The organism is Pseudovibrio sp. Tun.PSC04-5.I4, from assembly GCF_900104145.1.
Taxonomy (GTDB): domain Bacteria; phylum Pseudomonadota; class Alphaproteobacteria; order Rhizobiales; family Stappiaceae; genus Pseudovibrio.
In genome coordinates this window covers 1,064,348-1,089,142 of record NZ_FNLB01000006.1, presented here as the reverse complement: position 1 = coordinate 1,089,142, position 24,795 = coordinate 1,064,348, and the positions used below count along the sequence as shown (strand labels likewise).

Genomic DNA, 24,795 nt, shown 5'->3' with positions numbered 1-24,795 from the left:
TGGAGCTGTCCAGATGCAATTTTGATATCAAAAAACCCGTCTGACGCATCCAAGCATCAAACGGGCTTTTAAAATTCTAGCTCAAAGCTAAAACCGTAGAGCTGGATTAGCCTACGATTTCGGTGCCGGAGAACCAGTAAGCAATTTCTTCAGCAGCAGTTTCAACAGCATCAGAACCGTGTACGGAGTTTTCGCCGATGGACAGAGCGAATGCCTTACGGATTGTGCCTTCAGCAGCGTCTGCCGGGTTGGTTGCGCCCATAACTTCGCGGTTTTTGAGAACAGCGTTTTCGCCTTCAAGAACCTGAACGATGGTTGGAGCAGAAGACATAAATTCAGTCAGCTCGCCGAAGAATGGACGCGCTGCATGAACAGCGTAGAAGCCTTCAGCCTGTTTTAGGGACATGAATACGCGCTTGGATGCAACAACGCGAAGGCCAGCTTCTTCCAGCTTAGCGGTGATAGCACCGGTCAGGTTGCGCTTGGTTGCGTCCGGCTTGATCATGGAAAAAGTGCGTTCAATCGCCATTGTTATTTCCTGCAGTTTGTTACGAGCGCCCAACTGGTCGCTCTTTTATGAAAGGTTTTCCTTGCGGGGCGCAAAACGCCACCACAATGGTTCGCGCGAGATATACTTAAACTCACCCGTAAAAAGCAAGGGATTATATCCGTATTCCCACGATGACCTTAGAAAAAACAGCAGAAAAACAGTGATTTGATGAGCCACCTCAGCGTGCAGGTGCCCTTATCCCGAACTAATTTAGGAATAAGCCTTAAGGGCACCTCGTGATAGTTTTCTTGATATTTCAGAATAACATAGGTCGAACAACAGGTTCCCCCACTCGACACCCTAAAAGTATTCCAGGTTGCGACTTCTGGTCTCCCCCCGACCTTTCAGAAATTTGAGGTGTGTCAATTTATGAAGGTTCAAAGGCGGGCATTGTCCTTTCAACAGACATGCAAGAGGACACCCCTATGAAAGCAGCATTTGTAATGTATGCGGCCTATAATCAGTGGGCCAACGATCTATTGCTCAAAGAATGTGAAGAGATCACGACGGATGAGTATCACCGGGATCTGGGCACATACTTTAACTCCATTCACGGGACCATGGACCATCAGTTGGTGGCAGACAAACTCTGGCTTTTCCGCTTTTCCGGTCAAGGTGACCCGATCGACAGCCTTGATGAAACACTGACTGGTGGCCTTACCGCGCTGAAAGAAAAGCGCCTTGTGCTGGACAGCCGCATTTGTGCGGTGATTGACCAGATGCAGGAAAAAGACCTCCTGCGCACCATGATCTACCGCACTGTGCGCAAGCCTTTGGTCATGCAACAGCCGCTTGGCGCAGCTCTGTTCCACTTCTTCAACCATCAGACCCACCATCGCGGGCAGGTTCATGCCATGCTGACGCAGATTGGCCGCAAGCCAGCAGCACTGGATATGATCTACTTCCAGCGGGAAACTGGCCACTGGATGGCGAAGGAAGAGGATATGGTGACGCCGTAAGGCCATCGCCAAACCTGTATCCTGCTGTGATCTGGAATTTCACAGGCACAGCTCTCGACCTTGGAGCAAGTGCCATATTGTGTTGCCCTGAAGAGGTGGATTAGGCTTATGTGTGTCTTACTGCCTCTTTCAGGATAATAACATGTGCCCTGCCTCTACCACCAAGGCTGATCTGATTATCGAGCCACTTGCGCCTGTTGCAGATGTCTTTGCTCGCTACCCCGATGACAAACGGGAGCGCTTGTTTGAGCTGCGTGCACTGATCTTGCAAATCGGCACAGGTCTTTATGGTTCCGCTTCCATAGTTGAGAGCCTTAAGTGGGGTGAGCCTGCCTACCGGCCCCTCGCCAAGCACCCCGGTGTAACTGTGCGCCTGCATTGGAAGCCAAAATTTGGAGATCAGGCCGGATTGTTCTTCAACTGCAACACATCCCTCATCTCAGAGTTTAGGGAGCTCTACGGCGACATCCTAAGCTTTGAAGGCAACCGCTGCCTCTGGATTCCGCTGGATGCGCCCTACCCTGAGGACGCCGTTGCTCACTGTGTGTCCATGGCGTTTAGGTATGGGAAGTAAGTTCAGAAGCCGTTTCGACCAAATGTAATTTGATACCGGCGCAAGCCACATAAATTCCTTGCGGAATGAGACTATCGCTCTCAGGTTGCACCTAAGGCTTTACGCAGCTGCATATAATTTACCTTCTACGCCTGTTCGCCTCTTGCTAAATGGTGCGTGAGCGGGCAAATAGCGTCCCATGCTTCAAGTTTCTAATCTTACATACCGGATTGCCGGTCGGCTTTTGATCGACGATGCCTCCGTTACTATACCCAGCGGCGCCAAAACTGGCCTCGTGGGCCGCAATGGTGTTGGGAAATCGACACTGTTTAAACTGTTGTGCGGTGAGCTCTCCGTTGAAAGCGGCGGCGTGTATATGCCGCAAAAAGCGCGGATCGGCCAGGTTGCTCAGGAAGCGCCAGGTACGCAGGAAACGCTGCTGGAAGTGGTGCTTGCTGCTGATACAGAGCGCACAGCTCTTTTGGCGGAAGCGGAAACTGCGCATGACGCACACCGCATCGCAGAGATCCATACGCGCCTTGCCGATATTGAGAGCCACAGCGCTGAAGCGCGGGCTTCCTCTATTCTGACGGGTCTAGGCTTTTCTTACGATGAGCAGAAACAGCCATGTGCCAACTTTTCTGGTGGCTGGCGAATGCGCGTTGCATTGGCGGCGCTGCTGTTTTCCAAACCCGACCTGATGTTGCTGGATGAGCCGACCAACTACCTCGACCTTGAAGGCACGATGTGGCTGGAAAACTTTATTGCGCGCTACCCGTACCAAGTGGTTCTGATCAGCCATGATCGCGACTTGCTCAACAATGCGGTTGATAGCATCGTGCATATGGACAGCGGTAAGCTGACGTTCTATCGCGGTGGTTATGACAGTTTTGACCGTCAACGCCGTGAAACCATCATTTTGCAACGCAAAGCCGTTGAGAAGCAGGACAAGGCAAGGAAGCACATTCAAAGCTTCGTTGACCGTTTCCGCGCGAAAGCTTCCAAGGCGAAACAGGCGCAGTCTCGCATTAAAATGCTTGAGAAAATGCAGCCTATTTCTGTGTTGGATGAAGGCTCAGGACTGGATCTGTTCATTCCGCAGCCTGAGGTCAAGCTGTCTCCGCCGATCATCAAGATGGAAAATGCATCTGTTGGCTATGATGACAAGCCCATCCTCAGCAATCTGACGCTGAACATTGATCATGATGACCGCATCGCCCTTTTGGGTGCGAATGGTAATGGTAAGTCGACCTTTGCCAAGCTGATTGCTGGCCGTCTTGGTTTGATGTCTGGTGAAATGACCAAGGCAACCAAGCTGAGCACTGCGTTCTTCGCGCAGCATCAGCTGGACGATTTGATGCCGGAATCCAGCCCGATTGAGCATGTGCGTCCGTTAATGCCGGGTGTGATCGAATCCAAAGTTCGTGCTCGTGTGGACCGGTTTGGCTTGCCGACAGACCGCATGATGACACCTGCTAAGGATCTTTCCGGTGGTGAGAAGGCACGGCTGTTGCTGGGTCTTGCGACCTTCCATGGACCGAACCTTGTTATTCTCGATGAGCCTACCAACCACCTTGATATCGACAGCCGCGAAGCCCTTGTGCACGCGATCAACGATTATGAGGGTGCGGTTATTCTCATCAGCCATGACAGGCATTTGGTGGAAGCGTGTGCTGACCGGTTGTGGCTTGTTGCTGATGGCGGCGTTCGTGACTTTGATGGCGATATGGCTGAGTACCGCAAGTTTATCTTGCAGGGTGACGGTGGCTCCAAATCGAAGAAGACAGTCGAAGAAGACAGCGAAAAAGCCAATGCGCAGGCTCGCCGCAAGGAAGCTGCCGAGCGCCGCTCCAAGCTGGCTCCGTTGAAGAAGAATATAGAAGCTGCCGAAAAAGAAGTCTCCAAGTACCAGAAGTACATCAAGAAGCTTGACGTTCTGCTGGCCAACCCACGCATTTACACCGAGGCACCGGACAAAGCGAAACAACACGCTATTCGCCGTGCAGCCTATGTGAAGGTGCTGAGTGAGACGGAAGAAACGTGGCTGAAGATGTCTGCTGAGTTGGAAGAGCTGACAGCAGGTTAGACCTGACAAAATTATCGAGTAAAATTCAGCCCGAGGTCTTCACAGGCCTCGGGTTTATTTTGGGCAGTATTGGACTTACATAGTCACTGCTCAGGGCTTTAATCGGTATTACAATCCGCTGAACATCCCAACTAGCTCTAACAGAAAAATACCATTGGAGATTCATCTCCATCAGAAACCATTTCACCCGCGGCGTTTTAGTTCCAGCCAGATGTGGGGGATGTTGCGGCCATCGTCTTTGTGCTGAATGAAGGTGCGTCTCACAGTCTGCTCGAATCCATCTGCGTAGTACACTGACAACTCTGAGTCAGTTAGGGGCCATGGCGGGCCGGAGCGTTCGCCTTCTCCATCATAATAGCGGCCTAGAATGATCAGGGTACCACTGGGTGCTATGAGGCTTTTGAGTGGTTTTGCCACTTGCCCGCGCATCTCAATGCCAATGGCTTGCAGTGTAAAACACTCATAGACCAGATCGAACTTGCCAATCCAATCCTCTGGCGGGCTCAGGAGATCGGCGCAACGAAAATCGATCGCGCCTGTCGGGAAACGCTTTTTTGCCCATTCAATGGCCGAGGGGGCAACATCAAAAGCGGAGGTACTCCAACCAGCCTCTTGCAATGCATTGGCGTTGTCGCCCAATCCGCAGCCCACATCCAGCGCTGTCCGCGCCTTGCCCGGGTTGTCCTTGAGCCACTCCACCAGCGGTGCTTTTGGTTTCAGCTCTGCCCAAGGGATCTCGCCTGTGTCGCCTTCTGCCGTGGTGTAGACCTGCTCAAACCAGTTCTTACGGTTCTCCCAGTCGCCGCCATTTGCACCCTCCAGAGTATCAAGGCGTGCGCGAAGTTGCTTGCGATGATCACCGTTTTGCGCGCTCATGCTTTCCGGTCCCAGCCGCCATTGTCGGTCTGCGCCCAGTAGGTGAGTTCATGCTCGCCGCCCTTGACCTCTACCCAGCGCTTGCGCGCCTCCTGAAGCGCTTCCTGATCATTGCCATCGAACATATACACGACGCGCTTGTACTGAGCAGGGTCCGGCAGTGGTGCGCGATCCACCAGAAAGCGAACAATTGCTTCATTGGGGTTGTCCCCCTCTGTGGTCAGGTAGATTGGTTGATGTTCCGGGTGGCCTTCCTTCTTGGTTCCATGGGGCAAGAAACCATCATCAGAGTAGGTCCACAGATAGGCATCTATGGCGTCGCACCGTTCTTCGGTTCCGAACTGAACAGTCACCCCCCAGTCTCTCTCAAGGCATTTTTCGAGGAGAGTTGGCAGCACTCTTTCCAGCGGAAATTTGGATAACTGATAAAACAGCACTTCGCTCATATTTTTATTTCCCGTTTAGCCCGGTGGTGTCCTGGTATTTTTGGCACACATTCTGTTTGCTTGATTCAATCTGATCAAGCGGCACGTGCTGTATTCTCGTAAAGCCCTAATCACAGTGTTTCTGAGTTGACCACATTTTAATCCAAAAATTGTCGTGAATGATCCCAAATACTTCGGGATATTCATAGGAATCGTTGATAAACCCAACCTATACGTTTTAAGGGGCTAGACTTGACCTCATTCATGGGGAATTTCAAGGGAGTGTTAAGCTCGGCAAAACCGGTATCGCACTAAAGAGGATGAGAAGCTCTCATCTCTGTGATGGTGTTGGTGTTGGTCCGCAGGCATACTCTATTTAGGAAACGACCATATGGCAGCGCGTATTGTATTGTTTTTTGTTCTTGTGTCCGGTCTTGTTGGTGTAACAGCCGCAGTTGGCGCGATGATCCCGCAGAATTCTGGAAACTGCGAACACTACCAGACTTGCTGAAACAGCAGACTGAATACTTTAATTATTTCAAAAGAGTAGGATCTTTGATCCCTACATAGCGCTTAACGCATTCGCCCATTTTCAAAATTCAAGGCTCCGTTCTGGTTTTCAGAAGGAGCTTTTTTTGTGCGTCTATTTCGGAGCACAAATAACCAATTTTCCAATAACCACGAAAAAACCGACTGCACGATCATGCAGCCGGTTTTCTTTAAAACATCATATGAGTGAAGGGATTAGCCTTCGTAATGATCTTTGACCATACGGTTCAGTGCACGTACGCCGAAACCGGATGCCCAGCCCTGAGAGATCGCGTTCTTTTTGGATCCCATTGCAGTGCCAGCTACATCGATGTGAGCCCATGGTGTTTTGTTGGTGTGGCGTTGCAAGTAAACCGCTGCTGTGCTTGCACCGCCCCAGCGAGCCCCGCCAGTGTTGCGCATGTCTGCATTTGGTGTGTCGATCATCTTGTCGTATTCATCACCAAGTGGCAGACGCCACATTTTTTCAGCAGTTGTTTCACCAGCTTTGCAAATGTGGTCTGACAGGTCGTCATCTTCAGAGAAGACGCCTGCACGGTGACCGGCAAGCGCAACCAAACACGCACCTGTCAGGGTCGCCAGATCAATCATGAACTTCGGTGCAAAACGATCTTGTGTGTACCAAAGCGCATCACCCAGAACCAAACGACCTTCTGCATCCGTGTTGAGGATTTCGACGGTCTGACCAGACATGGTTTTGACGATATCACCTGGGCGGATCGCGTTTCCGTCAGGCATATTCTCGACGAGACCAAGCACACACACAACGTTGACCGCTGCTTTACGACCCGCAAGGGCTTTCATGAGGCCGATGACAGCAGCAGCGCCGCCCATATCACCCTTCATGTCTTCCATACCAGCGCCCGGCTTCAAAGAGATGCCGCCCGTGTCGAAAACAACGCCCTTACCAACGAATGCGATTGGCGCTTCGCCGTCTTTGCCGCCATTCCAGGTCATAACAGCAAGACGTGATGGACGAACAGAGCCCTGACCAACTGCCAGCAGTGCATTCATGCCCAACTCTTGCATCTTGTCTTCGTCGAGGATTTCAACTTCGACGCCCATTTCAGAGAGCCGCTGTGCTTTGGCTGCAAATTCTACTGGGCCAAGTGTGTTTGCTGGCTCATCAACAAGTGTACGAGCAAGCAAAGTACCCTGCGCAACCGCTTCAGCTTCCACCCAAGCTGTTTGAACAGCGGCGGCATCTGCGACTTTGATTGAGATTTCGCAATGTTTGTCACCGTCAGCTTCTTTTTTCACGGTGCGGTAGGTGTCAAATTTGTAGCCACGCAGCAGTGCGCCTTGCGCAAAATCTGCAGCTTGCTGAGGAGTTGCCTCAGAAGGAAATGTTACATCAGCTATTTCAGTTTTAAGTGCCAGGAGTTTACCGGCAACTTCACCGCCCAGATTGACCCAATCCTGCTCGGTCAGCTCAGCCACTTTGCCAAGACCAGCAATGATAAGGCGGTCAACCTTGAGACCAGCAGGGGCTAACAAGTGCAGGATGCCGGATTTTTTGCCGGTAAAGTCAGCAGTCTTTGCGGCACGCTCGATTGTTTCTTTGGCTGCGCCAATCACACCCTCAGCTTCAGCGGTAAAGCCAAGCTCTTCACTTGCGAATACGACCTGAACAGGAGCGGTTGCATCAGAATATTGTGCGACTTTAATGGATGTGAATTGCGTCATATTATAATTTCTTTTCTCCATAGGACCTGCGACATGCAATAGTTAGCAGAAAATACCAACAGACACAGGCGGACGTGTCGTCCAGCTACTCATGAAATTCATTGAGGAACATGGCGCGATAACGCCCCTATTTCAAGGCTGTGTGGAGAAACTTGCGAGTTTATTCATTAAAAGATCCGCTCATCCGGCTTTCCGCCTTATTCCATGCTAATGAAAGGGCTTGAATCATTTTGTGGCTTGGCCTCCCCTAAAATGAACAGGAAAAGGTTCTGGTACACGGCACGATGAAAACAATCGAACGTTACATAATAAAACGCAGTCTATTCGCCTTCATCATTACTTTGGCGGCTATGACAGGCGTCGTTTGGTCTACCCAAGCGCTGCGCCAGCTCGATCTGGTGACATCAAAAGGCCAGACACTGCTGCAGTTCGGTTACATTACCGCTCTGGCATTGCCCTTCCTCATTCTCATTGTTGCGCCCTTTGCTATGATGCTGGCATTCGTCATCGTGCTGAATAGCATGTCTCGCGATAGTGAGCTGATTGTCATCAATGCATCAGGCGCTTCCAAGTGGCTGGTCTTACGCCCCATCCTCACCTTCTCGCTCATCATCACAGCGTTCATGTATTTCCTGTCGATCTACCTTTCTCCGACAGGGCTTGCAGAGTTGCGCAGTGAATTGACGCGTGTTCGTGTGGATCTGGTGGCTAACATCATCAAGCCCGGCCGGTTCATTCCAATTGAAGAGAACCTGACCTTCCATATTCGAAACCGTAGCGGAAATGGAATTTTGGAGGGCCTGCTGCTGGATGACGCAAGAGACCCGGAAACCTCGTTCACCTACACCGCCAAGACCGGCCGCATTATTGAAGCAGCTGACAAAACTCTGCTGGTGATGCTGAATGGTACTATTCAACGCCGTCCCATAGGTGGGCAGAATATGTCTATCGTCAGCTTTGAAAGTTATGGCTTTGATCTGTCCTCAATGATTCCCGAGGCCCGCGAGCCCACCTTTAAGGCAAGCGAGCGCCCAACCTTCGAATTATTGAGTGCAAGTCCTGATGATTCTTATGCTGCCAAGCACTGGGACAAACTAATTGTGGAATTCCACGACCGAATGAGCATACCGCTTTACCCCATTGCCTTTGGCCTGATCATCTATGCATTGCTTGGTTCACCCAAAACAACGAGGCAAGACCAAGGCCTTGCAATTGCAACAACAATTGCAGTTGCGACCCTGCTTAGAACAGCTGGTTTTGGCGCAACATTAGTCGTGAGTGCAGATCCAGATATGTTCCCGTTGCTTTACGCAATCCCAATATTCGCAATTGCGCTTGCTGCGTGGTCCATTAGCCTGAGCCGTAGACCTTGGTTTGTACAGCGTCTGGTCGAATTAACACAACGCCTGATCAATGGCGTGAGCAGTGTGTTTTCAAAATTGTTTGGCCGCAAAAACCAAGGGACTGCAAGTCTGTAATGACCGGAAAAACGCTTAGTCTTTACATCTCCAAACGGTTCATAACGTCAATTCTCGCGCTGTTCCTATTCGCCGCGGTTCTGATTTTTCTCTTCGATGTACTTGAACTTGTACGCCGAGGTGGTGACCGTGAAGGATTTTCGCTTTTACGTATTGTAGCAATCTCTGCTCTGCGCGTTCCGCTTCTTTTGGAGCAGGTTATTCCATTTGCTGTGCTGTTTGGCTCTATCTGGGCCTTTATGTCTCTCAGCCGTAGTCTGGAACTCGTTGTTGCAAGAGCGGCTGGTATTTCCGTATGGCAATTCACGGCCCCTGCTCTGCTAACCGGTCTGTTTATTGGTGTCTTCTCTGTGATTGGATACAATCCAGGTGCAGTGCTGCTTCAACAAAAATCAGATGAAATCGCTGAGGGTCTCTTCAGCGTTGAGCAAACCTACATTTTGGAAAACTCCGGTGAGGTCTGGCTCCGACAGAATGGTGCAGACGGCGAATCTGTCCTGCATGCTCGTTATATTACAGACCAAGGTGCCTCTTTGAACGGCGTCACAATCCTATCATATGACATCGCGGGGGATTTCTCAGAGAGAATCGAAGCTAGTAAAGCTGTGCTCGCCGATGGATTTTGGCGTCTAACTGATGCTGTCGTCTACGCTGTGGATACTGATCCACAACATTATGGAAGCTATACAGTCAGTACATTTTTGACACCGACGGAAGTCAAAGAAAGCATAGGGTCGCCGGAATCCATAAGCTTTTGGAGCCTTCCGCGCTTTATAGAGCTCTCTCAAAGGGCGGGCTTGCCTGCGTATAGGTATTCTTTACAATATCAAACTCTTCTAGCCAAACCCCTGCTATTTGTGGCAATGGTTGTTATTGCTGCTGCTGTTTCGCTGCGTGTATCGCGTTTTGGGGGAATTGGTCACTTGATCGTTTGGGGTATTATTTCGGGGTTTGTGCTTTATGCCGTCTCTGAAATCTCTAAGGATTTAGGTGGCGCAGGTATCGTTCCCACAACGGTAGCAGCTTGGGCACCTGGCGTATTTGGGGTTCTGATGGGTTTTACTATTCTGTTGAATCAGGAGGATGGTTGATGGGTTCGGCCTTGTTCCTGAAACAGAAATTCAAGCGAGTTGGAGCTGGCTGCGTATCGCCAGAATACCTTCGCACTGTCTCTGCACTTGCACTGCTGTGCGGCGCTGGCCTCTTGGCTGCAAGCGCGCCTGCTGTTGCGCAGATTGATCTTGCACAGTCGGCAGCTGAGGCGATTGATACGTCTCAGCCTATGATGTTGGAAGCAAAAGAACTGCGTTACGATTTTGACAATGACATCATCATTGCGACCGGCGGCGTAGAGATCTACTTCGACAATTACACCTTGCAAGCAGACCGCGTTACTTACAATCGTAAGGATGGTAAGTTCTCGGCACACGGCAGCGTGCGCATGACTGAACCAGATGGGAATCTCATTCTGGCAGAAGACATGACACTGAGTGACGATTTCTCTGAAGGCTTTGTGCAAGCTCTTCAGATTGATACGCCTCAGTTCACACACTTCGTTGCTGAGAGCGCTGAACGATCCAGTGATAACGTCACGACGCTTCGTAACGGTACATATTCTGTCTATAAAAAAGCACCGAAACCACCGCTTTGGCAGGTCAGATCAACGACAATCATCCATAACCAACAAGAGCGCCGCATTTACTTTGAAGGCGCGTCTATAGAGCTATTCGGACAGACGGTTGCGAAGGTCCCATATTTTTCGATTGCCGATCCATCAGTCAAACGAAAATCCGGCTTCCTACTTCCACGTTTTGTTGCTCAGAACCGCTTAGGTTACGGAATCGCGATCCCGTACTACTGGTCAATTTCCCCGACCTATGATTTGGCTGTGACAGTCACTCCCCTCACTCAGCAGGGAGTTCTTGGTCAGCTGGATTGGCGTCAGCAATTTGATAGTGGGTCCTATAATATTTCCGTTGGCGGTATTTCGCAGGCAAACCAAGACGAGTTTGCAGGTTCCAGTGGCGATGTTGCTGGACGGTTTATCATCAATACGAATGGTCAGTTTGACCTGACAAGCCGTTGGCAAACCGGTTGGGATATCACGTATGCGACTGATCGTGCCTTCCGCCAGGATTACGGCTTTGCTCAGTTTGGAAGTGCCCAAGACGTCTCTAAGCTTTATTTGAAGGGCGAAACGGAACGTAATCTCTTTGACGCCAATGCCTATGGCTTCCAAGTAAGTCAGGAAGACAACCCCAGCCCTACTCAGCCGATGAATCCGGTCGGCCCATTTACTCAAGTCAATGCTGACTTGCAGGAAAAACAACCCTTTGTTCATCCAAGCATCGATAACTCTATCTATTTCGATAAGTCGATATTTGGTGGTCAGCTTAATTACGATGGCAATTTAACTAGTTTGACTCGCCAGATAACAGACGCTTTCTCTGTGAATGGTGTAAACCGGTTCAGGGGTGTTGAAGGTACGTTTTCCCGTGCGAGTGCGAACCTGACATGGCAACGTACGCTTATTGATCCGATTGGACAGGTGTTCACGCCTTTTGCCTATGTGAAGACCAACCTCTTCTTCCTTGCAAATGCTGACGATAACGTGACAGCGCTATCTGACGAAGCCGTTGTTTTCCGTGGCATGCCTGCGATAGGTCTTGAGTACCGCTATCCGTTCCTTGCAAGCTTCAACGGCGGCAATCAGGTGATCGAGCCTGTGGCACAGATCATTGTGCGCCCGAATGAAACTGCCATTGGCGAGCTTCCAAATGAGGACGCTCAGTCCATCGTGTTTGATGCCTCGACCCTGTTTGAATGGGACAAGTTTTCTGGCTTCGACAGAAATGAAGGCGGAACACGCGCAAACCTTGGCCTCCAGTATAAGTTGCAGTTCGATAAAGGCTCATTCCTGAGTGGATTGTTCGGACGTTCATTCCAGCTGGCTGGTCAGAACTCCTATGCCATCCCAGGTCTCCTAGACGCGACAGGGGATTCCGGCCTGCAAACTGATGGATCAGATTACGTCAGCAGCTTGTACTTCGACACCAACACCGGCTTCCGAATTGGTGGTAACGCGCGCTTCGATGAGAGTGACTTTGGCGTTCAACGTGCTGAAGTCAGCGCGAGTGGTCGTTATGGCCCAGCCTCTACAGTACTTTCCTATGCCTATCTTGCTGAGCGTCCTGACGCAGGAATTGATCAGCAACGAGAAGAGCTTGTCGGTGCACTCAATCTGAATTTACAAGAAAATTGGCGTATGTTTGGTTCCGTTCGCTACGACGTGATCAACGAGAATTTCGTACAAGACGCAGTTGGCGTTGGGTATGACGATGAAGGGTTCTCTGCTTCGGTTTCTTATGGTGAAGATAGAAGCCGGAACAACGGTGAACCTGTTGAACGCATCTTCTTCTTCCGATTCGGCTTGCGTACAATTGGGGACAGTAGCCTTTCAAGCTCAACTTCAAACTCCTCCCCTAATGATTGAGTAGACGTTTCCGACTAAATCTCTGGCTGTACACAAGATATCAGCCAGAGACACGACAGATTGTCGCCTATATTTACTAGTATGACTTTGAATTAAATTTTCTTGGCTGCACCCTTCAAATTTGAGTCAACCTGTGTCAAATAGACATCAATGCTATCTAGGGAGCGTCCAAATATTGGCATATGCCTCTGGGACGGAGAGCTTTACAAAATGAAACTAACCCGCTTCTGTGCTTCGCTTGTTGTCGCTGCCGGCCTTCTGGCGCCGGCTGGCCCTCTGCTCACGACCGCAGAAGCTGCAAGTAAGATTGTTGTTGTTGTCAACGGTCGTCCAATCACAAGCTATGAGCTGCAGCAGCGCTCAAAACTTATCACGCTGACCACCAGAGCTCCTTCCAAAGTTGCCAAACGCAAAGCTAAGGAAGAGTTAATTGACGAGGCGTTGAAGCAGGCAGAAGCGAAGCGCGTTGGTGTTGAAGTCACTGACAAGCAAGTCGACGATGCTTTTGCCTCCATTTCCCAGCGCGTTAAGCTGTCACCTACCCAATTTAAGCAGGCCCTTAATCAGAGCGGCGTGAATCCGCGCAGCTTGTTGAAGCGCCTGCGTGCAGAAATTGCTTGGTCCGATGTTGTAATGCAGCGTTTTCGCGCAACCGTTCGGATTAACGAGTCTGACGTCATTGCAGCAATGCAGGGCAAGGAGAACAAAGATGAAAGCGGCGCGACCAGTGTTGAGTACGACCTGCAACGCATCATCTTTGTTGTTCCAAAGAACTCCAGCAAGTCTTTTAAGAACAAACGTAACTCCGAAATGAAGAAGCTTCGAGCCCGTTTTACCTCCTGTGAAGAAGGCACTCGGATTGCTTCTGGTCTGAACGAAGTGACTGTTCGGCCAATTGGAAAACGTTTGGAAACAGATTTGCCAGCAGCCTTTGTGAAAAGACTGAATGCTATCTCAATTGGCCGCGTCACAGCGCCTACCCCTGTAGACTCCGGATTTGAGATGATTGCGCTTTGTGGTAGAGAGACAATCAACAGTGATGCGACTGCACGAAGCACCGTTGAGGGCGAGTTGCGGAATAAAAAAGGTCAACAGCTTTCTCGCCGTTACCTTCGTGACCTCCGCTCCAATGCTGTAATCGAGCAACGCTGATCGTCCGATCAGCAGCAGGAGATACTTTGATATCATGCGCAGAGTAAAGTTAGCGCTCGCCCTCACCATGGGCGAGCCTGCAGGCATTGGGCCTGACATCACCCTGAAAACCTGGAAAATACGCTTTGAGCAGGAAGTACAACCGTTTTACGTCCTCTGTGATCCAGAATTTCTAAAATCTCGCGCAAAACATCTTGGTCTTAAGGTTCCCATCAAAGTGGTTGAGCCTGAGGATGCCAGACAGTGTTTTGATGAAGCTCTGCCTGTCGTGCCCTTGACTGGTCCGGTACAAGTGAGCCCGGGCGCTCCGTCCGGCACCAATGCACCCCTTGTTGTGGAATCAATCGAGACAGCCGTGCGGCACGTCAAAGAAGGCCGCGCCTCAGCCGTTGTTACCAATCCGATTTCTAAGAAAATTCTCTACGACAGTGGTTTCCATCATCCCGGGCACACTGAGTTTCTGGGTGAGCTTGCCAAGTCTTATTGGGGCGTGGATGTCGACCCAATTATGTTACTTGCTGGTCCAGAATTGATGGCCGTACCTCTTACCATTCACGTTCCCTATATCGACGTTCCAAATCTCATTACCAAAGATCTGATTGTCGACCGGTGCCGAGCTATTAACAAAGACATGATTGAGCGGTTTGGCATTGCTGCGCCCCGACTTGCGATTGCGGGCCTTAATCCGCATGCAGGTGAAGGCGGTTCAATGGGAATGGAAGAAGTTACTATCATCTCTCCTGCTATTGCCCAGTTGCGTAGCGAGGGCATAGATGCCCGTGGCCCACTTCCTGCGGACACCATGTTCCACAGCCAAGCTTTGGATACTTACGATGTTGCTGTGGCCATGTACCACGATCAGGCGTTGATCCCGGTTAAAACACTGGCCTTTGACGAGGCTGTAAATGTGACGCTCGGCCTCCCCTACGTGCGCACATCTCCTGATCACGGCACTGCCTTTGATATAGCTGGGACCGATAAGGCCTCCCCAAACAGTTTGATGGCCTCCTTGCGTCTTGCAGCGGCCCTCGCAGAACCTGAGCTTGTTTAATGGCACAAATTGATGAACTGCCGCCTCTTCGTGAGGTGATTGCAGAGCACGGGCTTGATGCTCGAAAATCCCTTGGTCAGAATTTCCTTCTGGACCTCAACCTCACCTCGCGCATTGCTCGCAGTGCTGGCGATTTGAGTAACTGTACCGTAATTGAAGTTGGGCCTGGCCCTGGTGGTTTGACCCGCGCTTTGCTGGCTGCTGGCGCAAAAAAGGTTATCGCTATTGAGAAGGACAAACGCTGTCTTCCTGCTCTGGCGCAAATCTCCAGCCATTACGATGGCAAACTGGAGGTGATTGAGGGAGATGCTCTCAAATACAATCCAGCGGATTTGGCTGATGGCCCGATCAAGATCATCGCGAACCTGCCGTATAACGTTGGGACGCAGCTGTTGCTTGGCTGGCTAACCACAGAGGAATGGCCGCCCTTTTGGGAGTCCCTCACGCTCATGTTCCAAAAGGAAGTGGGACAACGGATCGTTTCCGAGGCTGGCGACAAGGCCTATGGACGCCTTAGCGTTCTGACAAACTGGCGCTGTCATACGGACATTCTGTTCGACCTGAATCCGAAAGCGTTTATGCCACCGCCTAAAGTGACATCTGCAGTGGTGCAGCTTCACCCGCGGGAGAAGCCACTGGATTGCCCCTTAAAGGCGCTGGAGCGCGTTACCGCTCACGCCTTTGGACAACGCCGGAAAATGCTACGCGCGAGCATGAAGGGCTTAAAACCGGATGCAGAGGCACGCATTGAAGCAGTTGGCTTGAAGCCGACTGCTCGGGCGGAAGAGATCGACGTTGCGGGCTTTGTTGCTCTGGCCCATGCATTTGACAAGGACTAAATTCGCTTGCTGATCATCCGAATAGGTTAGATCCGCAAACCGGACCCAATTTTCGAGAACGTGCAATACTAAAAGCCCTGAGTGCCTTATTGGGCCTCAGGGCTTTTTCATCTCTATAAAATCTCTCAGCGAAAACCGAGCCTCGCCTACTCCACCCGCATAAAAGCAGTCATGCCGCTTTCCTGATGCTCGATGATGTGGCAGTGCATGAGCCAATCCCCGACATAATCTGGCCGCACAGCGACCTGCACTCGCTCATCTGGAAAAACCAATGCCGTATCCGTCCACCATGGTTGCAGCTTACGCTTGTTGCTTTTCAGCAGCTGGAAAGTCATGCCGTGAATGTGGATTGGGTGGGTTTGCGGTGTGCGATTGATGAACTCAAACACATAGGACTTGTCGCGTTTCAAGACTGCGACGGGATCGAGCGGGCCACGCTCGGCACCTTGCCAAGCGCGCTTATTGACCGCCCAAAAAGAGAATCCCAAGCTGCCGCAGATCGGGTTCGCTGGCCTTTTTTCGGCAGCGGCTGAAAACTCCAGCGGAATGTACTCGGCGTCTTTGAGATCAGGCTGCGGAATTGGATTGGCTGGCAGTGGTTTAATTTCGCGCAGGTCGCGTTTCAGCGACGGCCCGATTGCCCTTAGAGACAACACCGTCCATGGTGCTGAAGAAGAGAAGTTGGTGAGATTGATAGTCTGCCCTTCATCATCAGGAATGCGCAGGGCGATATCTGCGCGCTGCCCCGGTCCCAGAGCCAATTTATTGATGGCAAACGGAGTGACAGGGTTGCCATCCATGGCGATGACTTTTGCAGCCGTTCCCTCTGGCAATGACAACTTATAAATGCGTGTCACATCGGTGACGCAAAGCCGTAAACGCACAAGAGAGCCGGCCGTCACATCCATTTGAGGTGCGCTTTGCCAGTTTGACGTTCTCAGCGTGCCAAAGGTGCCAGCGCGCGCAGATTTTCGGGCCTGAAAAAGTTTGATAAACTGACCATCTCCGCCCAACCGGAAATCACGCAGATTGACTGGAATATCCTGATCAAATCCGGGATCTTCGGCCTCCTCAACAACCATCAGCCCGGTCATACCGTAGGAGAGCTGTTCCAGCGAATTGCAATGCGGGTGATACCAGAATGTACCAGCATCGTGGGGGGTGAAGCGGTAATCAAAATGATCACCGGTATAAACGTAATGCTGGGTTAGAAACGCTACGCCATCCATATCGTTGGGCAAACGCATGCCGTGCCAGTGAACGGTGGTGGGCTCATCGAGTTTGTTGATCAGGCGAGAATGGAACGGTTGCCCCTGCTTAACGCGAAGAGTTGGCGGCATCGCGTCTCCGAACGTGAATAGGTTCTTTGTGGTTGGAGCACCCTGCATCAATTGATATTCGATGTTCTGGGCTACAAGATCATGCCTCTTAGGCACAGCCCACAGATTGGTTGCACCTGTCAGACCACCCGCAACAGCAGCTCCACCAACCAAAGCGCTTTTAAGCGCCTCACGCCGTGTGATCATCGCTCTTTGTCCTCAAGCTCGGCCTGTCTGCATGCTTGGCTGGTTAGTGGCTATTCACTGTGCAGGCTGTCATTTTTTGAATTGTTTGGTTGAGCCAAGCACTGCCCTACATTGGCTGTGCTTGGCTCGCATCTACTTCACAAACTGAATCAAGTAGTTGGCATTTTGAGTCACAAAATCTCATTAACTTATTGAATTAGCTTGGTTTATCCTATTTTAAGTGTGATTACTCAGCGATTACCGCTTTCAGATCAGCAATCATACCATCCATTTTGCCAGTTAGTTTTGCAAGGCGAAGACGTTTCAAACGCTCCGCTGTAATGATGGATTGCACCGTCGTTACGGCCTTGTTCAAGTCATCATTGACGATGATGTAATCAAACTCCTGCCAACCTGACACTTCATCAATCGCAGTTTTCATACGGCGTTTGATTGCTGTGTCATCATCATCGCCACGGCCTTTGAGCCGAGCATGCATCTCTGCGATGGACGGTGGCAAGACGAAGATTGAGACAACATCTTCTCCGGCCTGCTTTTGCAACTGGCGAACGCCTGCGATATCAATATCGAACAGAACGTCCTTCCCCTCATTGAGGCTTGCATCAACAGATTCGCGCGGCGTGCCGTAGTAGTTGTCGTGAACTTTCGCCCATTCCAGCAATTCATTGGCTTTGATCTTGCGTTCAAACTCATCCGCTTCATGGAAGAAGTAATGCACGCCATGCTCTTCGGCAGCGCGGCGCTGGCGGGTTGTTGCTGAGACCGAGAGAGCCAGATTGGCATCCTCTTCCATCAGCTTGGCTGCGATGGTTCCCTTGCCTGCTCCCGATGGCGCAGCAAGCACAAGCATAAAGCCGCGGCGTACATCTTCAATAGCCTGAGCTGAAACAGTGGTCCCGTTTGAGTTTTCGGAGATCATTCTTATCTCTATCTTCTTTATAGTGTTGTGCGCTTATTCGATATTCTGTGTTTGCTCGCGCAACTGATCAATCACTGTTTTCAGCTCCAGACCAATGGCTGTCAGTTCCACACTGTTGGATTTGGAGCACAATGTATTGGCTTCGCGGTTAAATTCCTGAGCAAGAAAATCCAACCGGCGACCAATTGCGCCGCCCTTTGTTACAAGCTCACGAACGGCTGTGACATGGGCATAGAGCCGGTCCAACTCTTCGCGAATATCTGCTTTGGTTGCCAGAACAGCGGCTTCCTGATGCAGGCGTTGCGGATCCAGCTGGCTGGAGGCTTCAAGAAGCTCGTCCAGTTGTGCTTTCATGCGTGCCCGAATGGCTTCAGGGCTGCGAGAGGGCAATTGCTCTGCCTGCTTAGTCAACGCCTCAATGGTGTCGATCTGCCCCTTGAGCAGCGTCGTGATCGCGCGGCCTTCACTGCAACGCATGCTTACCAACTCAGAAAGAGCCTCATCGAAGGAGGACAACACCGTCTTGAGCTGGGCACCCTGCTCTTCTTCGCTTTCTTCGCTCTCTTCAAACTCCAGAACACCCTTGTATCCAAGAATGGCATCAAGTGTCGGTTCAGGAGAATCCGGCAGGCGCTCACGCAGAACGGAAATGGCTTTCAAAACCTGCTCCAGAGCGACTTCATTGACGACCAGCGCTGTATCGCCGTGAGGGCGCTGCATTTGCAAGCCGACGGATACGTTACCGCGCTTCAATTGGGCGGCGAGACGCTTGCGTACTTCTGCTTCCACACCATCCAAGCCCTGAGGCAAGCGTAAGCGCGCATCAAAGCCTTTGCCATTGACTGAGCGCAGCTCCCAGACCCATCGTGTTTCTTCATGCGCACCTTCAACGCGGGCGAAACCGGTCATGCTTGCCAGTGTCATTCTTTGAAACTCCGTAAGACCAAAAGGTCATTCAAATTAGTATGGGCAACCCATTATCCTAAATACCTAAGCCAAAGCTTATTCACTCAGTCTTCCAGATCCCATGAGATATGTCTTCCATTCTGCACAAAACCTGTCCGGTCAGGAAAAAACCTGCCCTATGCAGTCATAGGGCAGGTTTCATCAGGCTTGTCCTGCAAAAATCCGCAGATCAGTTCTTATTCTTTTCAGCTTTGCGTTTGGCGCGCAGCTCTTTTTCTATCTTACGCCAGTTGGCCACATTGCGTTGATGTTGCTTGTAGCTTGTAGCAAAGGCATGGCCGCCGGTTCCATCTGCCACAAAGTACAGATCTTTGGTGCGTGCCGGATTCGCAACAGCTTCCAGAGCAGCAACACTCGGATTTCCGATAGGCCCCGGAGGCAGTGCTTTAATTTGGTAGGTGTTGTAGGGGTTCTTTGCCTTCAACATGGAGCGAGTAATCGCGGACCGATCTGTGGTCCATGCATCGCCGCCAAACAGACCGTAAAGAATGGTCGGATCGGATTGTAGCGGCATTCCCTTGCGCAGACGGTTCACAAAAACAGAGGCAACACGTGAATGCTCATCGAGCTTGGAGGTTTCCTTCTCCACGATGGACGCTAGTACTACAAGATCTTCTGGTGAATCTATCGGCAGGCCCTGAGATCGTTTTTCCCAGATACGGGCAATGCTCTGCGTCATGGCCTTTTGCATCTGCTCAATGATACGCGTTCTCGTGGTTCCACGTGTGAATGTGTAGGTCTCCGGCAAAAGCGATCCTTCAGCCGGGATCGATGAAATCTCACCGGTCAGAATTTCGTTCGCATTGAGGCGTTTGATGATTTGAGCACTGCTCCAACCTTCCGGGAAGGTCACTGAGTGGTAGACCGCGCGGCCCGACACGAGATCATCCATGACGCTTTTCATGGAAATGCGAGCAGGGAATGCGTATTCACCCGCTTTCACTTTTGTCTCGTTTTTGAACAGACGAGTTCCAGCTTCAAACACCAAGGAATTGGAGATGACGCCTTCATCCTCCAGCTTTCCGGCGATCTGAGGCAGGCTCATGCCGCTGGCGACAATGAAGTTTTTTTCTTCGCTCAACGGGCCTTCTGCGTCAAACTGACCTTTGCCCCAATACAGAGCAGCACCTGCAATAATTATCCCCAACACCGCCATTGAAAGTAGGAAGTTGATTGTAATAACGACAGGATTGCGCGCATGACGGGAGCGAGGTGGAGGTGGTGGAGCGGTTTCAGGCTGGATGGCCCGACTTGGACTGCGCGGTGCGGAAGATCCGCCCGGCTGGATGTATAGACCTGAATGGTCATTTGGCCCGTTTGAGTTGTCTTCAGGCGTTTGAGCCATATTAACCCTCTACATCGGAAAGCACAGGGCTTTCCCATCTTTACTCATTACCGAGTCATACACTCACTGAAGAGTCCAAATACAAAAGGCCAGAACCCGCAACGCGGAGTCTGGCCCCTCTTATTCACATATCAAAAAAGCGAATTAAGCTTCAACTTTTTTGAGAACCAGAGATGCGTTTGTTCCGCCAAAACCAAATGAGTTGGACAATGCGTAAGTTATGTCCATCTTCTTGGCTTTATTAGGGACCAAGTCTATCTCAGTTTCAACTGATGGATTATCAAGGTTGATTGTTGGTGGAGCAATCTGATCACGGATTGCCAAAACTGCGAAGATTGCTTCAACTGCGCCAGCAGCACCCAAAAGGTGACCTGTTGCAGATTTCGTGGAAGACATGGTCAGAGTTCCAGCCGCATCGCCAGCCAAACGCTCTACCGCACGCAATTCGATTTCATCACCCATTGGCGTTGAAGTGCCATGCGCATTGATATAATCAACATCACCGAGTGATACACCAGCCCGTTTCAACGCAGCTTGCATACAGCGGAAACCGCCGTCACCGTCAGACGCTGGCGCTGTAATGTGGTGTGCATCACCAGACAGACCATACCCAACAACTTCAGCGTAAATTTTAGCGCCGCGCGCAACGGCGTGCTCGTATTCTTCCAGGACAACGACACCAGACCCATCACCCATAACAAAACCATCGCGGTCTTTATCGTAGGGACGAGACGCTTTTTCAGGCTCATCGTTGTAGGCAGTAGACAGCGCTTTACAAGCGTTAAAGCCAGCAACACCAAGGCGACAAATTGTGCTCTCGGTACCACCTGCAACCATAACATCAGCGTCATCCAGCGCGATCAAACGAGCAGCATCGCCAATGGCGTGCGCTCCTGTTGAACAAGCTGTCACCACAGAATGGTTCGGGCCTTTGAGTTTGTGCTGAATAGACACATACCCGCTTGCAAGGTTGATCAAACGACCTGGAATGAAGAATGGGCTAACACGGCTTGGCCCCTTCTCTTCCATCATAATAGCTGTTTCGGCAATGCCCTGAAGGCCGCCAATTCCGGACCCAATGAGCGTACCTGAACGGTTCTGCTCTTCTTCGGTCTCCGGTTTCCAGTCCGCATCGGCCAGCGCTTGATGAGCAGCAGCTACAGCATAAATGATAAAATCATCAACTTTACGCTGTTCCTTTGGGAGCATGTATTCATCAGGATTGAAGGTCCCGTCGGTTCCGTCGCCGAGAGGCACCTGACAGGCGATCTTTGTCTTAAGATCCCCGATTTCGAAGCCTTCGATGCGTCGTGCACCGCTCTTACCTTCAAGAATTCGCTGCCAAGAGATTTCTGCACTGCTGCCCAGTGGGCTAACCATGCCAATGCCTGTGATAACGACTCGACGCATATTTCCTGCACTTTAATTAGGAGGGGGTTGCTACCTATAATGTCGTTCGCAGCGACAGGCGTGCAACAAAAACAGGCGCGGCGAGTGCAAGTGACCCACCGCGTACCTAGCTTTGAAACAGGATTAAACCTGTTTGGATTCGATGAACTTCACAGCATCGCCAACTGACTGAATTGTTTCAGCAGCATCATCTGGAATTTCAACGCCAAAAGCTTCTTCAAAAGCCATAACCAGTTCAACAGTGTCTAGGCTGTCTGCGCCCAGATCGTCGATGAAGCTTGCAGATTCAATGACCTTGTCTGCCTCTACGCCGAGGTGTTCGACAACGATCTTCTTAACCTGTTCTGCAACATTGCTCATTTTAAGTCCTCAATTGGTTTTCAAAGTAGTGTTTCGGTCCGCTACGCGGGGCCTTGGTATCACTTGGCACCCGTGTTGCACACTCTGGTTCTTTTGAAAAGACACAACGGCCTATATGTTAAGCCGCTTCCAAAGAAAACCGCAGCTTTTCCGCTCTTCTTTCCAAGAGGCCATATCTGATCGGCGGGTTCCTAGCACAAACTGCTGTGGTTTACCAGTCCGCCAGTGATGAATGCCCCTTGAACTCATGGAGAGTTCGCGCTGCGGGTTTGTGTGCTTAAATCATCGCCATGCCGCCATTTACGTGCAGTGTCTGACCGGTAACATACGCGGCCTCGTCACTTGCAAGATAAACAGCTGCGCTGGCAATTTCTTCTGCAGTGCCCAAACGAGCCGCTGGAACGTTGCCCAGGATCGAATCGCGCTGCTTGTCATTCAACTCATCGGTCATTGCGGTTGCAATAAAACCTGGAGCAATTGTGTTAACGGTGATCTTACGAGAAGCCACTTCCTGCGCCAAAGACTTGGACATACCAATCATGCCAGCTTTAGCTGCGGAGTAGTTTACCTGACCTGCGTTACCGGTGACCCCAACAATAGAGGTAATACCGATGATACGGCCATGACGGCGTTTCATCATACCTTTGATTGCTGCGCGGCAAATGCGGAACGTTGCTGACAGGTTCACTTCAAGCACCTGATCCCACTCTTCATCTTTCATACGCATAAAGATGTTGTCGCGGGTGATGCCAGCGTTGTTGACCAGAATGTCCAGACCGCCCATCATCTCTTCAGCAGCTGGAACAAGTGCATCTACGCTGTCACGATCAGACAGGTTCGCTGCTTTGATGTGAACGCGTTCGCCCAGATCAGCAGCCAGTGCTTCCAGTTTCGCTTCACGTGTACCGGAAAGCGTAACCGTTGCGCCCTGCGCATGAAGAGAACGAGCGATCGCTTCGCCGATACCACCAGTGGCACCTGTTACAAGCGCGCTTTTTCCGTCCAAATTGAACATGCCGTTTGTCTCCTCGGCTAAAAAAATCTTTAAAGAAAGCTCATAGAGAGGAAAAGTTGGTCCCGTCTACAGGCACAACCAATTGCGGCTCTATGAGTCCTCCAAAACCTGTGTATTAGCTCTCAACGCCTTCGAGACGGGCAACGAGTGCATCGATATCTTCGGCAGTGTTAATTGCAGCGCCTTCCAGAGACTTCACAATACGGCGCACCATACCGGTTAGCACTTTACCCGTGCCCACCTCGATAAGTGTGGTCACACCATTGTCCGCCATCCAGCTTACAGATTCGCGCCAGCGTACTGTACCAGTGACCTGTTGGATGAGGCGAGTGCGAATCTCTTCCGGGTCCGTAATCGGAGCTGCCAGAACGTTTACAACAAGGGGAACAACAGGCGCTTTGATTTCAACTTCAGCAAGCGCTATTGCCATTGCGTCTGCAGCTGGCTGCATCAGTGAGCAATGGAACGGTGCAGATACAGGAAGGATAAGCGCACGACGGGCCCCTTTGCCCTTTGCAATTTCACAGGCGCGTTCAACAGCTGCCTTGTGACCAGACACAACAACCTGACCAGTCGCATTGTCGCTCGCAGCCTGACAAACTTCCCCCTGCGCAGCTTCCTCAGCAACTTCCATGGCCTGCTCAAAGTCCAGACCGAGCAGAGCTGCCATTGCGCCCTGACCCACTGGAACGGCTTTTTGCATGGCATCGCCGCGGATACGCAGCAAGCGCGCAGCATCAGCAATGCTTAAAGAGCCAGCAGCGGCCAATGCGGAGTATTCGCCAAGGGAATGACCGGCAACAAAGCTGGCGGTTTTTGAAAGGTCAACACCTTTCGCCTCAAGCACGCGCATGGTTGCGAGGCTAACAGCCATCAGAGCTGGCTGGGTGTTAGCTGTCAGCGTGAGCTCATCAGCAGGGCCTTCCCACATGATTTTGGTCAGAGACTGACCAAGAGCTGCATCAACTTCTTCAAATACAGCGCGCGCTTCCGGGAACGTGTCGGCAAGCTCCTTACCCATTCCTACAGCTTGGCTACCCTGTCCGGGAAATGTAAAGGCTATAGTCATCTATAAATTGCTCCGTCGCATTCCAGTTGCGTCATATATGGACCGGTTTTATCTAAGGTGGGTGGCCCACTTAATATTCCAAGATGGGGCGGCTAATAATTCAGTAAATACGTGCAAATTATGACCACCACCAAAATACGTAGCACTCCGGATAGTCTCTCGACCACCTCAAAGTACAGCCAAGAAACCGAGGATTACCCACGTTCCTGACTAGTTCTTGCGGGCGACATGAGCCGTCTCAGTGAGGCAATGTCAAGACTACGCCTGGAAAAAAGGTATATTTGGCTGATGCCGCTTGTGTTTTGCAGGGGATTGGCTATAAAGCGCTTCTCGTTTCCAGTATTAGGCTGGAGGCTTAAAGGAGGGCAATCCTTACGGATTGTAGGAGTCGAAAGATATCCGTCTTCCCGTGTCTCCGCTCTTGTGTGAACATCTTCTGGGCCTTTTTCTGAGGGCCATACGAAGGGGCTTTGCGCCGATACTGGGAT

General features: G+C 51.0%; 21 protein-coding genes. 9 read left to right on the top strand and 12 right to left on the bottom strand.

What is annotated here, in order from left to right; genetic code table 11:
* Positions 1 to 106: 106 nt before the first annotated feature.
* Positions 107 to 529, bottom strand: a complete 423-nt coding sequence (ndk, locus tag BLS62_RS10065) for a nucleoside-diphosphate kinase (RefSeq protein WP_093180100.1) — start codon at positions 527 to 529, stop codon at positions 107 to 109.
* Between the two features lie 446 nt (positions 530 to 975).
* On the opposite strand from ndk, the gene BLS62_RS10060 reads away from it, so the two are divergent.
* The 3 genes from BLS62_RS10060 (at position 976) to BLS62_RS10050 (ending at position 4,148) form a co-directional block, all read left to right on the top strand.
* Positions 976 to 1,509, top strand: coding sequence for a DinB family protein (locus BLS62_RS10060; protein ID WP_093188735.1), 534 nt, complete (start codon positions 976 to 978; stop codon positions 1,507 to 1,509).
* Positions 1,510 to 1,651: 142 nt separating this feature from the next.
* Complete coding sequence (locus BLS62_RS10055; RefSeq protein ID WP_093180097.1) at positions 1,652 to 2,083, top strand: DUF1801 domain-containing protein; 432 nt, start codon at positions 1,652 to 1,654, stop codon at positions 2,081 to 2,083.
* Between the two features lie 178 nt (positions 2,084 to 2,261).
* Positions 2,262 to 4,148 (top strand): ABC-F family ATP-binding cassette domain-containing protein, encoded by a 1,887-nt coding sequence (locus BLS62_RS10050; protein WP_093180094.1) that lies wholly within the window; start codon positions 2,262 to 2,264, stop codon positions 4,146 to 4,148.
* 183 nt (positions 4,149 to 4,331) lie between these two features.
* Here the strand turns inward: BLS62_RS10050 and BLS62_RS10045 are convergent, their stop codons facing one another.
* The 3 genes from BLS62_RS10045 to BLS62_RS10035 form a co-directional block, all read right to left on the bottom strand.
* On the bottom strand, positions 4,332 to 5,024 hold the full coding sequence (locus BLS62_RS10045) for a class I SAM-dependent methyltransferase (protein ID WP_093180091.1): 693 nt from the start codon (positions 5,022 to 5,024) through the stop codon (positions 4,332 to 4,334).
* The gene (locus tag BLS62_RS10040) at positions 5,021 to 5,470 is read right to left on the bottom strand and encodes a DNA polymerase III subunit chi (protein WP_093180087.1); all 450 of its coding nucleotides are present in this window, start codon (positions 5,468 to 5,470) and stop codon (positions 5,021 to 5,023) included. The genes BLS62_RS10045 and BLS62_RS10040 overlap by 4 nt, the downstream gene beginning before the upstream one ends.
* 723 nt (positions 5,471 to 6,193) lie before the next feature.
* A complete protein-coding gene (locus BLS62_RS10035; RefSeq protein ID WP_093180083.1) occupies positions 6,194 to 7,684 on the bottom strand; it encodes a leucyl aminopeptidase in 1,491 nt (496 codons plus the stop codon).
* A 284-nt stretch (positions 7,685 to 7,968) separates the two neighbouring features.
* Between BLS62_RS10035 and lptF the strand changes: the two genes are divergently transcribed.
* The 6 genes from lptF to rsmA all read left to right on the top strand — a co-directional run bounded on the left by lptF (position 7,969) and on the right by rsmA (position 15,697).
* Positions 7,969 to 9,162 carry an LPS export ABC transporter permease LptF gene (gene lptF, locus BLS62_RS10030; RefSeq protein ID WP_093180079.1) on the top strand — a complete coding sequence of 398 codons (1,194 nt, stop codon included), beginning with the start codon at positions 7,969 to 7,971 and terminating at the stop codon, positions 9,160 to 9,162.
* A complete protein-coding gene (gene lptG / locus BLS62_RS10025) occupies positions 9,162 to 10,253 on the top strand; it encodes an LPS export ABC transporter permease LptG (RefSeq protein ID WP_093180077.1) in 1,092 nt (363 codons plus the stop codon). Before lptF ends, lptG begins: the two co-directional genes overlap by 1 nt.
* Positions 10,253 to 12,655, top strand: coding sequence for an LPS-assembly protein LptD (locus BLS62_RS10020; protein ID WP_093180074.1), 2,403 nt, complete (start codon positions 10,253 to 10,255; stop codon positions 12,653 to 12,655). Before lptG ends, BLS62_RS10020 begins: the two co-directional genes overlap by 1 nt.
* Before the next feature lie 210 nt (positions 12,656 to 12,865).
* Positions 12,866 to 13,807 carry a SurA N-terminal domain-containing protein gene (locus tag BLS62_RS10015; protein WP_159436515.1) on the top strand — a complete coding sequence of 314 codons (942 nt, stop codon included), beginning with the start codon at positions 12,866 to 12,868 and terminating at the stop codon, positions 13,805 to 13,807.
* 34 nt (positions 13,808 to 13,841) lie between these two features.
* Positions 13,842 to 14,858 carry a 4-hydroxythreonine-4-phosphate dehydrogenase PdxA gene (gene pdxA, locus BLS62_RS10010; RefSeq protein ID WP_093180066.1) on the top strand — a complete coding sequence of 339 codons (1,017 nt, stop codon included), beginning with the start codon at positions 13,842 to 13,844 and terminating at the stop codon, positions 14,856 to 14,858.
* Positions 14,858 to 15,697: a 16S rRNA (adenine(1518)-N(6)/adenine(1519)-N(6))-dimethyltransferase RsmA gene (gene rsmA, locus BLS62_RS10005; protein WP_093180062.1), complete on the top strand. Its 840-nt coding sequence runs from the start codon at positions 14,858 to 14,860 to the stop codon at positions 15,695 to 15,697. Before pdxA ends, rsmA begins: the two co-directional genes overlap by 1 nt.
* A gap of 146 nt (positions 15,698 to 15,843) precedes the next feature.
* On the opposite strand, the gene BLS62_RS10000 is transcribed toward rsmA, so the two are convergent.
* The 8 genes from BLS62_RS10000 to fabD form a co-directional block, all read right to left on the bottom strand.
* Positions 15,844 to 17,223: a multicopper oxidase family protein gene (locus tag BLS62_RS10000; protein WP_093180059.1), complete on the bottom strand. Its 1,380-nt coding sequence runs from the start codon at positions 17,221 to 17,223 to the stop codon at positions 15,844 to 15,846.
* A 226-nt stretch (positions 17,224 to 17,449) separates the two neighbouring features.
* Positions 17,450 to 18,142 (bottom strand): guanylate kinase, encoded by a 693-nt coding sequence (gene gmk / locus BLS62_RS09995; RefSeq protein ID WP_093180056.1) that lies wholly within the window; start codon positions 18,140 to 18,142, stop codon positions 17,450 to 17,452.
* A 33-nt stretch (positions 18,143 to 18,175) separates the two neighbouring features.
* Entirely contained in the window at positions 18,176 to 19,066 is an 891-nt protein-coding gene (locus BLS62_RS09990; RefSeq protein ID WP_093180053.1) for a YicC/YloC family endoribonuclease, read from the bottom strand.
* Between the two features lie 211 nt (positions 19,067 to 19,277).
* Positions 19,278 to 20,453, bottom strand: a complete 1,176-nt coding sequence (gene mltG / locus BLS62_RS09985; protein ID WP_093180051.1) for an endolytic transglycosylase MltG — start codon at positions 20,451 to 20,453, stop codon at positions 19,278 to 19,280.
* 144 nt (positions 20,454 to 20,597) lie between these two features.
* Positions 20,598 to 21,863, bottom strand: coding sequence for a beta-ketoacyl-ACP synthase II (fabF, locus tag BLS62_RS09980; RefSeq protein ID WP_093180048.1), 1,266 nt, complete (start codon positions 21,861 to 21,863; stop codon positions 20,598 to 20,600).
* Positions 21,864 to 21,986: 123 nt separating this feature from the next.
* Complete coding sequence (locus tag BLS62_RS09975) at positions 21,987 to 22,223, bottom strand: acyl carrier protein (protein WP_093180045.1); 237 nt, start codon at positions 22,221 to 22,223, stop codon at positions 21,987 to 21,989.
* A gap of 277 nt (positions 22,224 to 22,500) precedes the next feature.
* Positions 22,501 to 23,238 carry a 3-oxoacyl-[acyl-carrier-protein] reductase gene (gene fabG, locus BLS62_RS09970; RefSeq protein WP_093180043.1) on the bottom strand — a complete coding sequence of 246 codons (738 nt, stop codon included), beginning with the start codon at positions 23,236 to 23,238 and terminating at the stop codon, positions 22,501 to 22,503.
* Between the two features lie 115 nt (positions 23,239 to 23,353).
* Entirely contained in the window at positions 23,354 to 24,307 is a 954-nt protein-coding gene (fabD, locus tag BLS62_RS09965) for an ACP S-malonyltransferase (RefSeq protein ID WP_093180040.1), read from the bottom strand.
* Positions 24,308 to 24,795 lie beyond the last annotated feature (488 nt).

Bases quoted from the DNA above. Each gene is read 5' to 3' on its own strand.
- ndk (WP_093180100.1), bottom strand. From the start codon at position 529: ATGGCGATTGAACGCACTTTTTCCATGATCAAGCCGGACGCAACCAAG.
- BLS62_RS10060 (WP_093188735.1), top strand. From the start codon at position 976: ATGAAAGCAGCATTTGTAATGTATGCGGCCTATAATCAGTGGGCCAAC.
- BLS62_RS10055 (WP_093180097.1), top strand. From the start codon at position 1,652: ATGTGCCCTGCCTCTACCACCAAGGCTGATCTGATTATCGAGCCACTT.
- BLS62_RS10050 (WP_093180094.1), top strand. From the start codon at position 2,262: ATGCTTCAAGTTTCTAATCTTACATACCGGATTGCCGGTCGGCTTTTG.
- BLS62_RS10045 (WP_093180091.1), bottom strand. From the start codon at position 5,024: ATGAGCGCGCAAAACGGTGATCATCGCAAGCAACTTCGCGCACGCCTT.
- BLS62_RS10040 (WP_093180087.1), bottom strand. From the start codon at position 5,470: ATGAGCGAAGTGCTGTTTTATCAGTTATCCAAATTTCCGCTGGAAAGA.
- BLS62_RS10035 (WP_093180083.1), bottom strand. From the start codon at position 7,684: ATGACGCAATTCACATCCATTAAAGTCGCACAATATTCTGATGCAACC.
- lptF (WP_093180079.1), top strand. From the start codon at position 7,969: ATGAAAACAATCGAACGTTACATAATAAAACGCAGTCTATTCGCCTTC.
- lptG (WP_093180077.1), top strand. From the start codon at position 9,162: ATGACCGGAAAAACGCTTAGTCTTTACATCTCCAAACGGTTCATAACG.
- BLS62_RS10020 (WP_093180074.1), top strand. From the start codon at position 10,253: ATGGGTTCGGCCTTGTTCCTGAAACAGAAATTCAAGCGAGTTGGAGCT.
- BLS62_RS10015 (WP_159436515.1), top strand. From the start codon at position 12,866: ATGAAACTAACCCGCTTCTGTGCTTCGCTTGTTGTCGCTGCCGGCCTT.
- pdxA (WP_093180066.1), top strand. From the start codon at position 13,842: ATGCGCAGAGTAAAGTTAGCGCTCGCCCTCACCATGGGCGAGCCTGCA.
- rsmA (WP_093180062.1), top strand. From the start codon at position 14,858: ATGGCACAAATTGATGAACTGCCGCCTCTTCGTGAGGTGATTGCAGAG.
- BLS62_RS10000 (WP_093180059.1), bottom strand. From the start codon at position 17,223: ATGATCACACGGCGTGAGGCGCTTAAAAGCGCTTTGGTTGGTGGAGCT.
- gmk (WP_093180056.1), bottom strand. From the start codon at position 18,142: ATGATCTCCGAAAACTCAAACGGGACCACTGTTTCAGCTCAGGCTATT.
- BLS62_RS09990 (WP_093180053.1), bottom strand. From the start codon at position 19,066: ATGACACTGGCAAGCATGACCGGTTTCGCCCGCGTTGAAGGTGCGCAT.
- mltG (WP_093180051.1), bottom strand. From the start codon at position 20,453: ATGGCTCAAACGCCTGAAGACAACTCAAACGGGCCAAATGACCATTCA.
- fabF (WP_093180048.1), bottom strand. From the start codon at position 21,863: ATGCGTCGAGTCGTTATCACAGGCATTGGCATGGTTAGCCCACTGGGC.
- BLS62_RS09975 (WP_093180045.1), bottom strand. From the start codon at position 22,223: ATGAGCAATGTTGCAGAACAGGTTAAGAAGATCGTTGTCGAACACCTC.
- fabG (WP_093180043.1), bottom strand. From the start codon at position 23,238: ATGTTCAATTTGGACGGAAAAAGCGCGCTTGTAACAGGTGCCACTGGT.
- fabD (WP_093180040.1), bottom strand. From the start codon at position 24,307: ATGACTATAGCCTTTACATTTCCCGGACAGGGTAGCCAAGCTGTAGGA.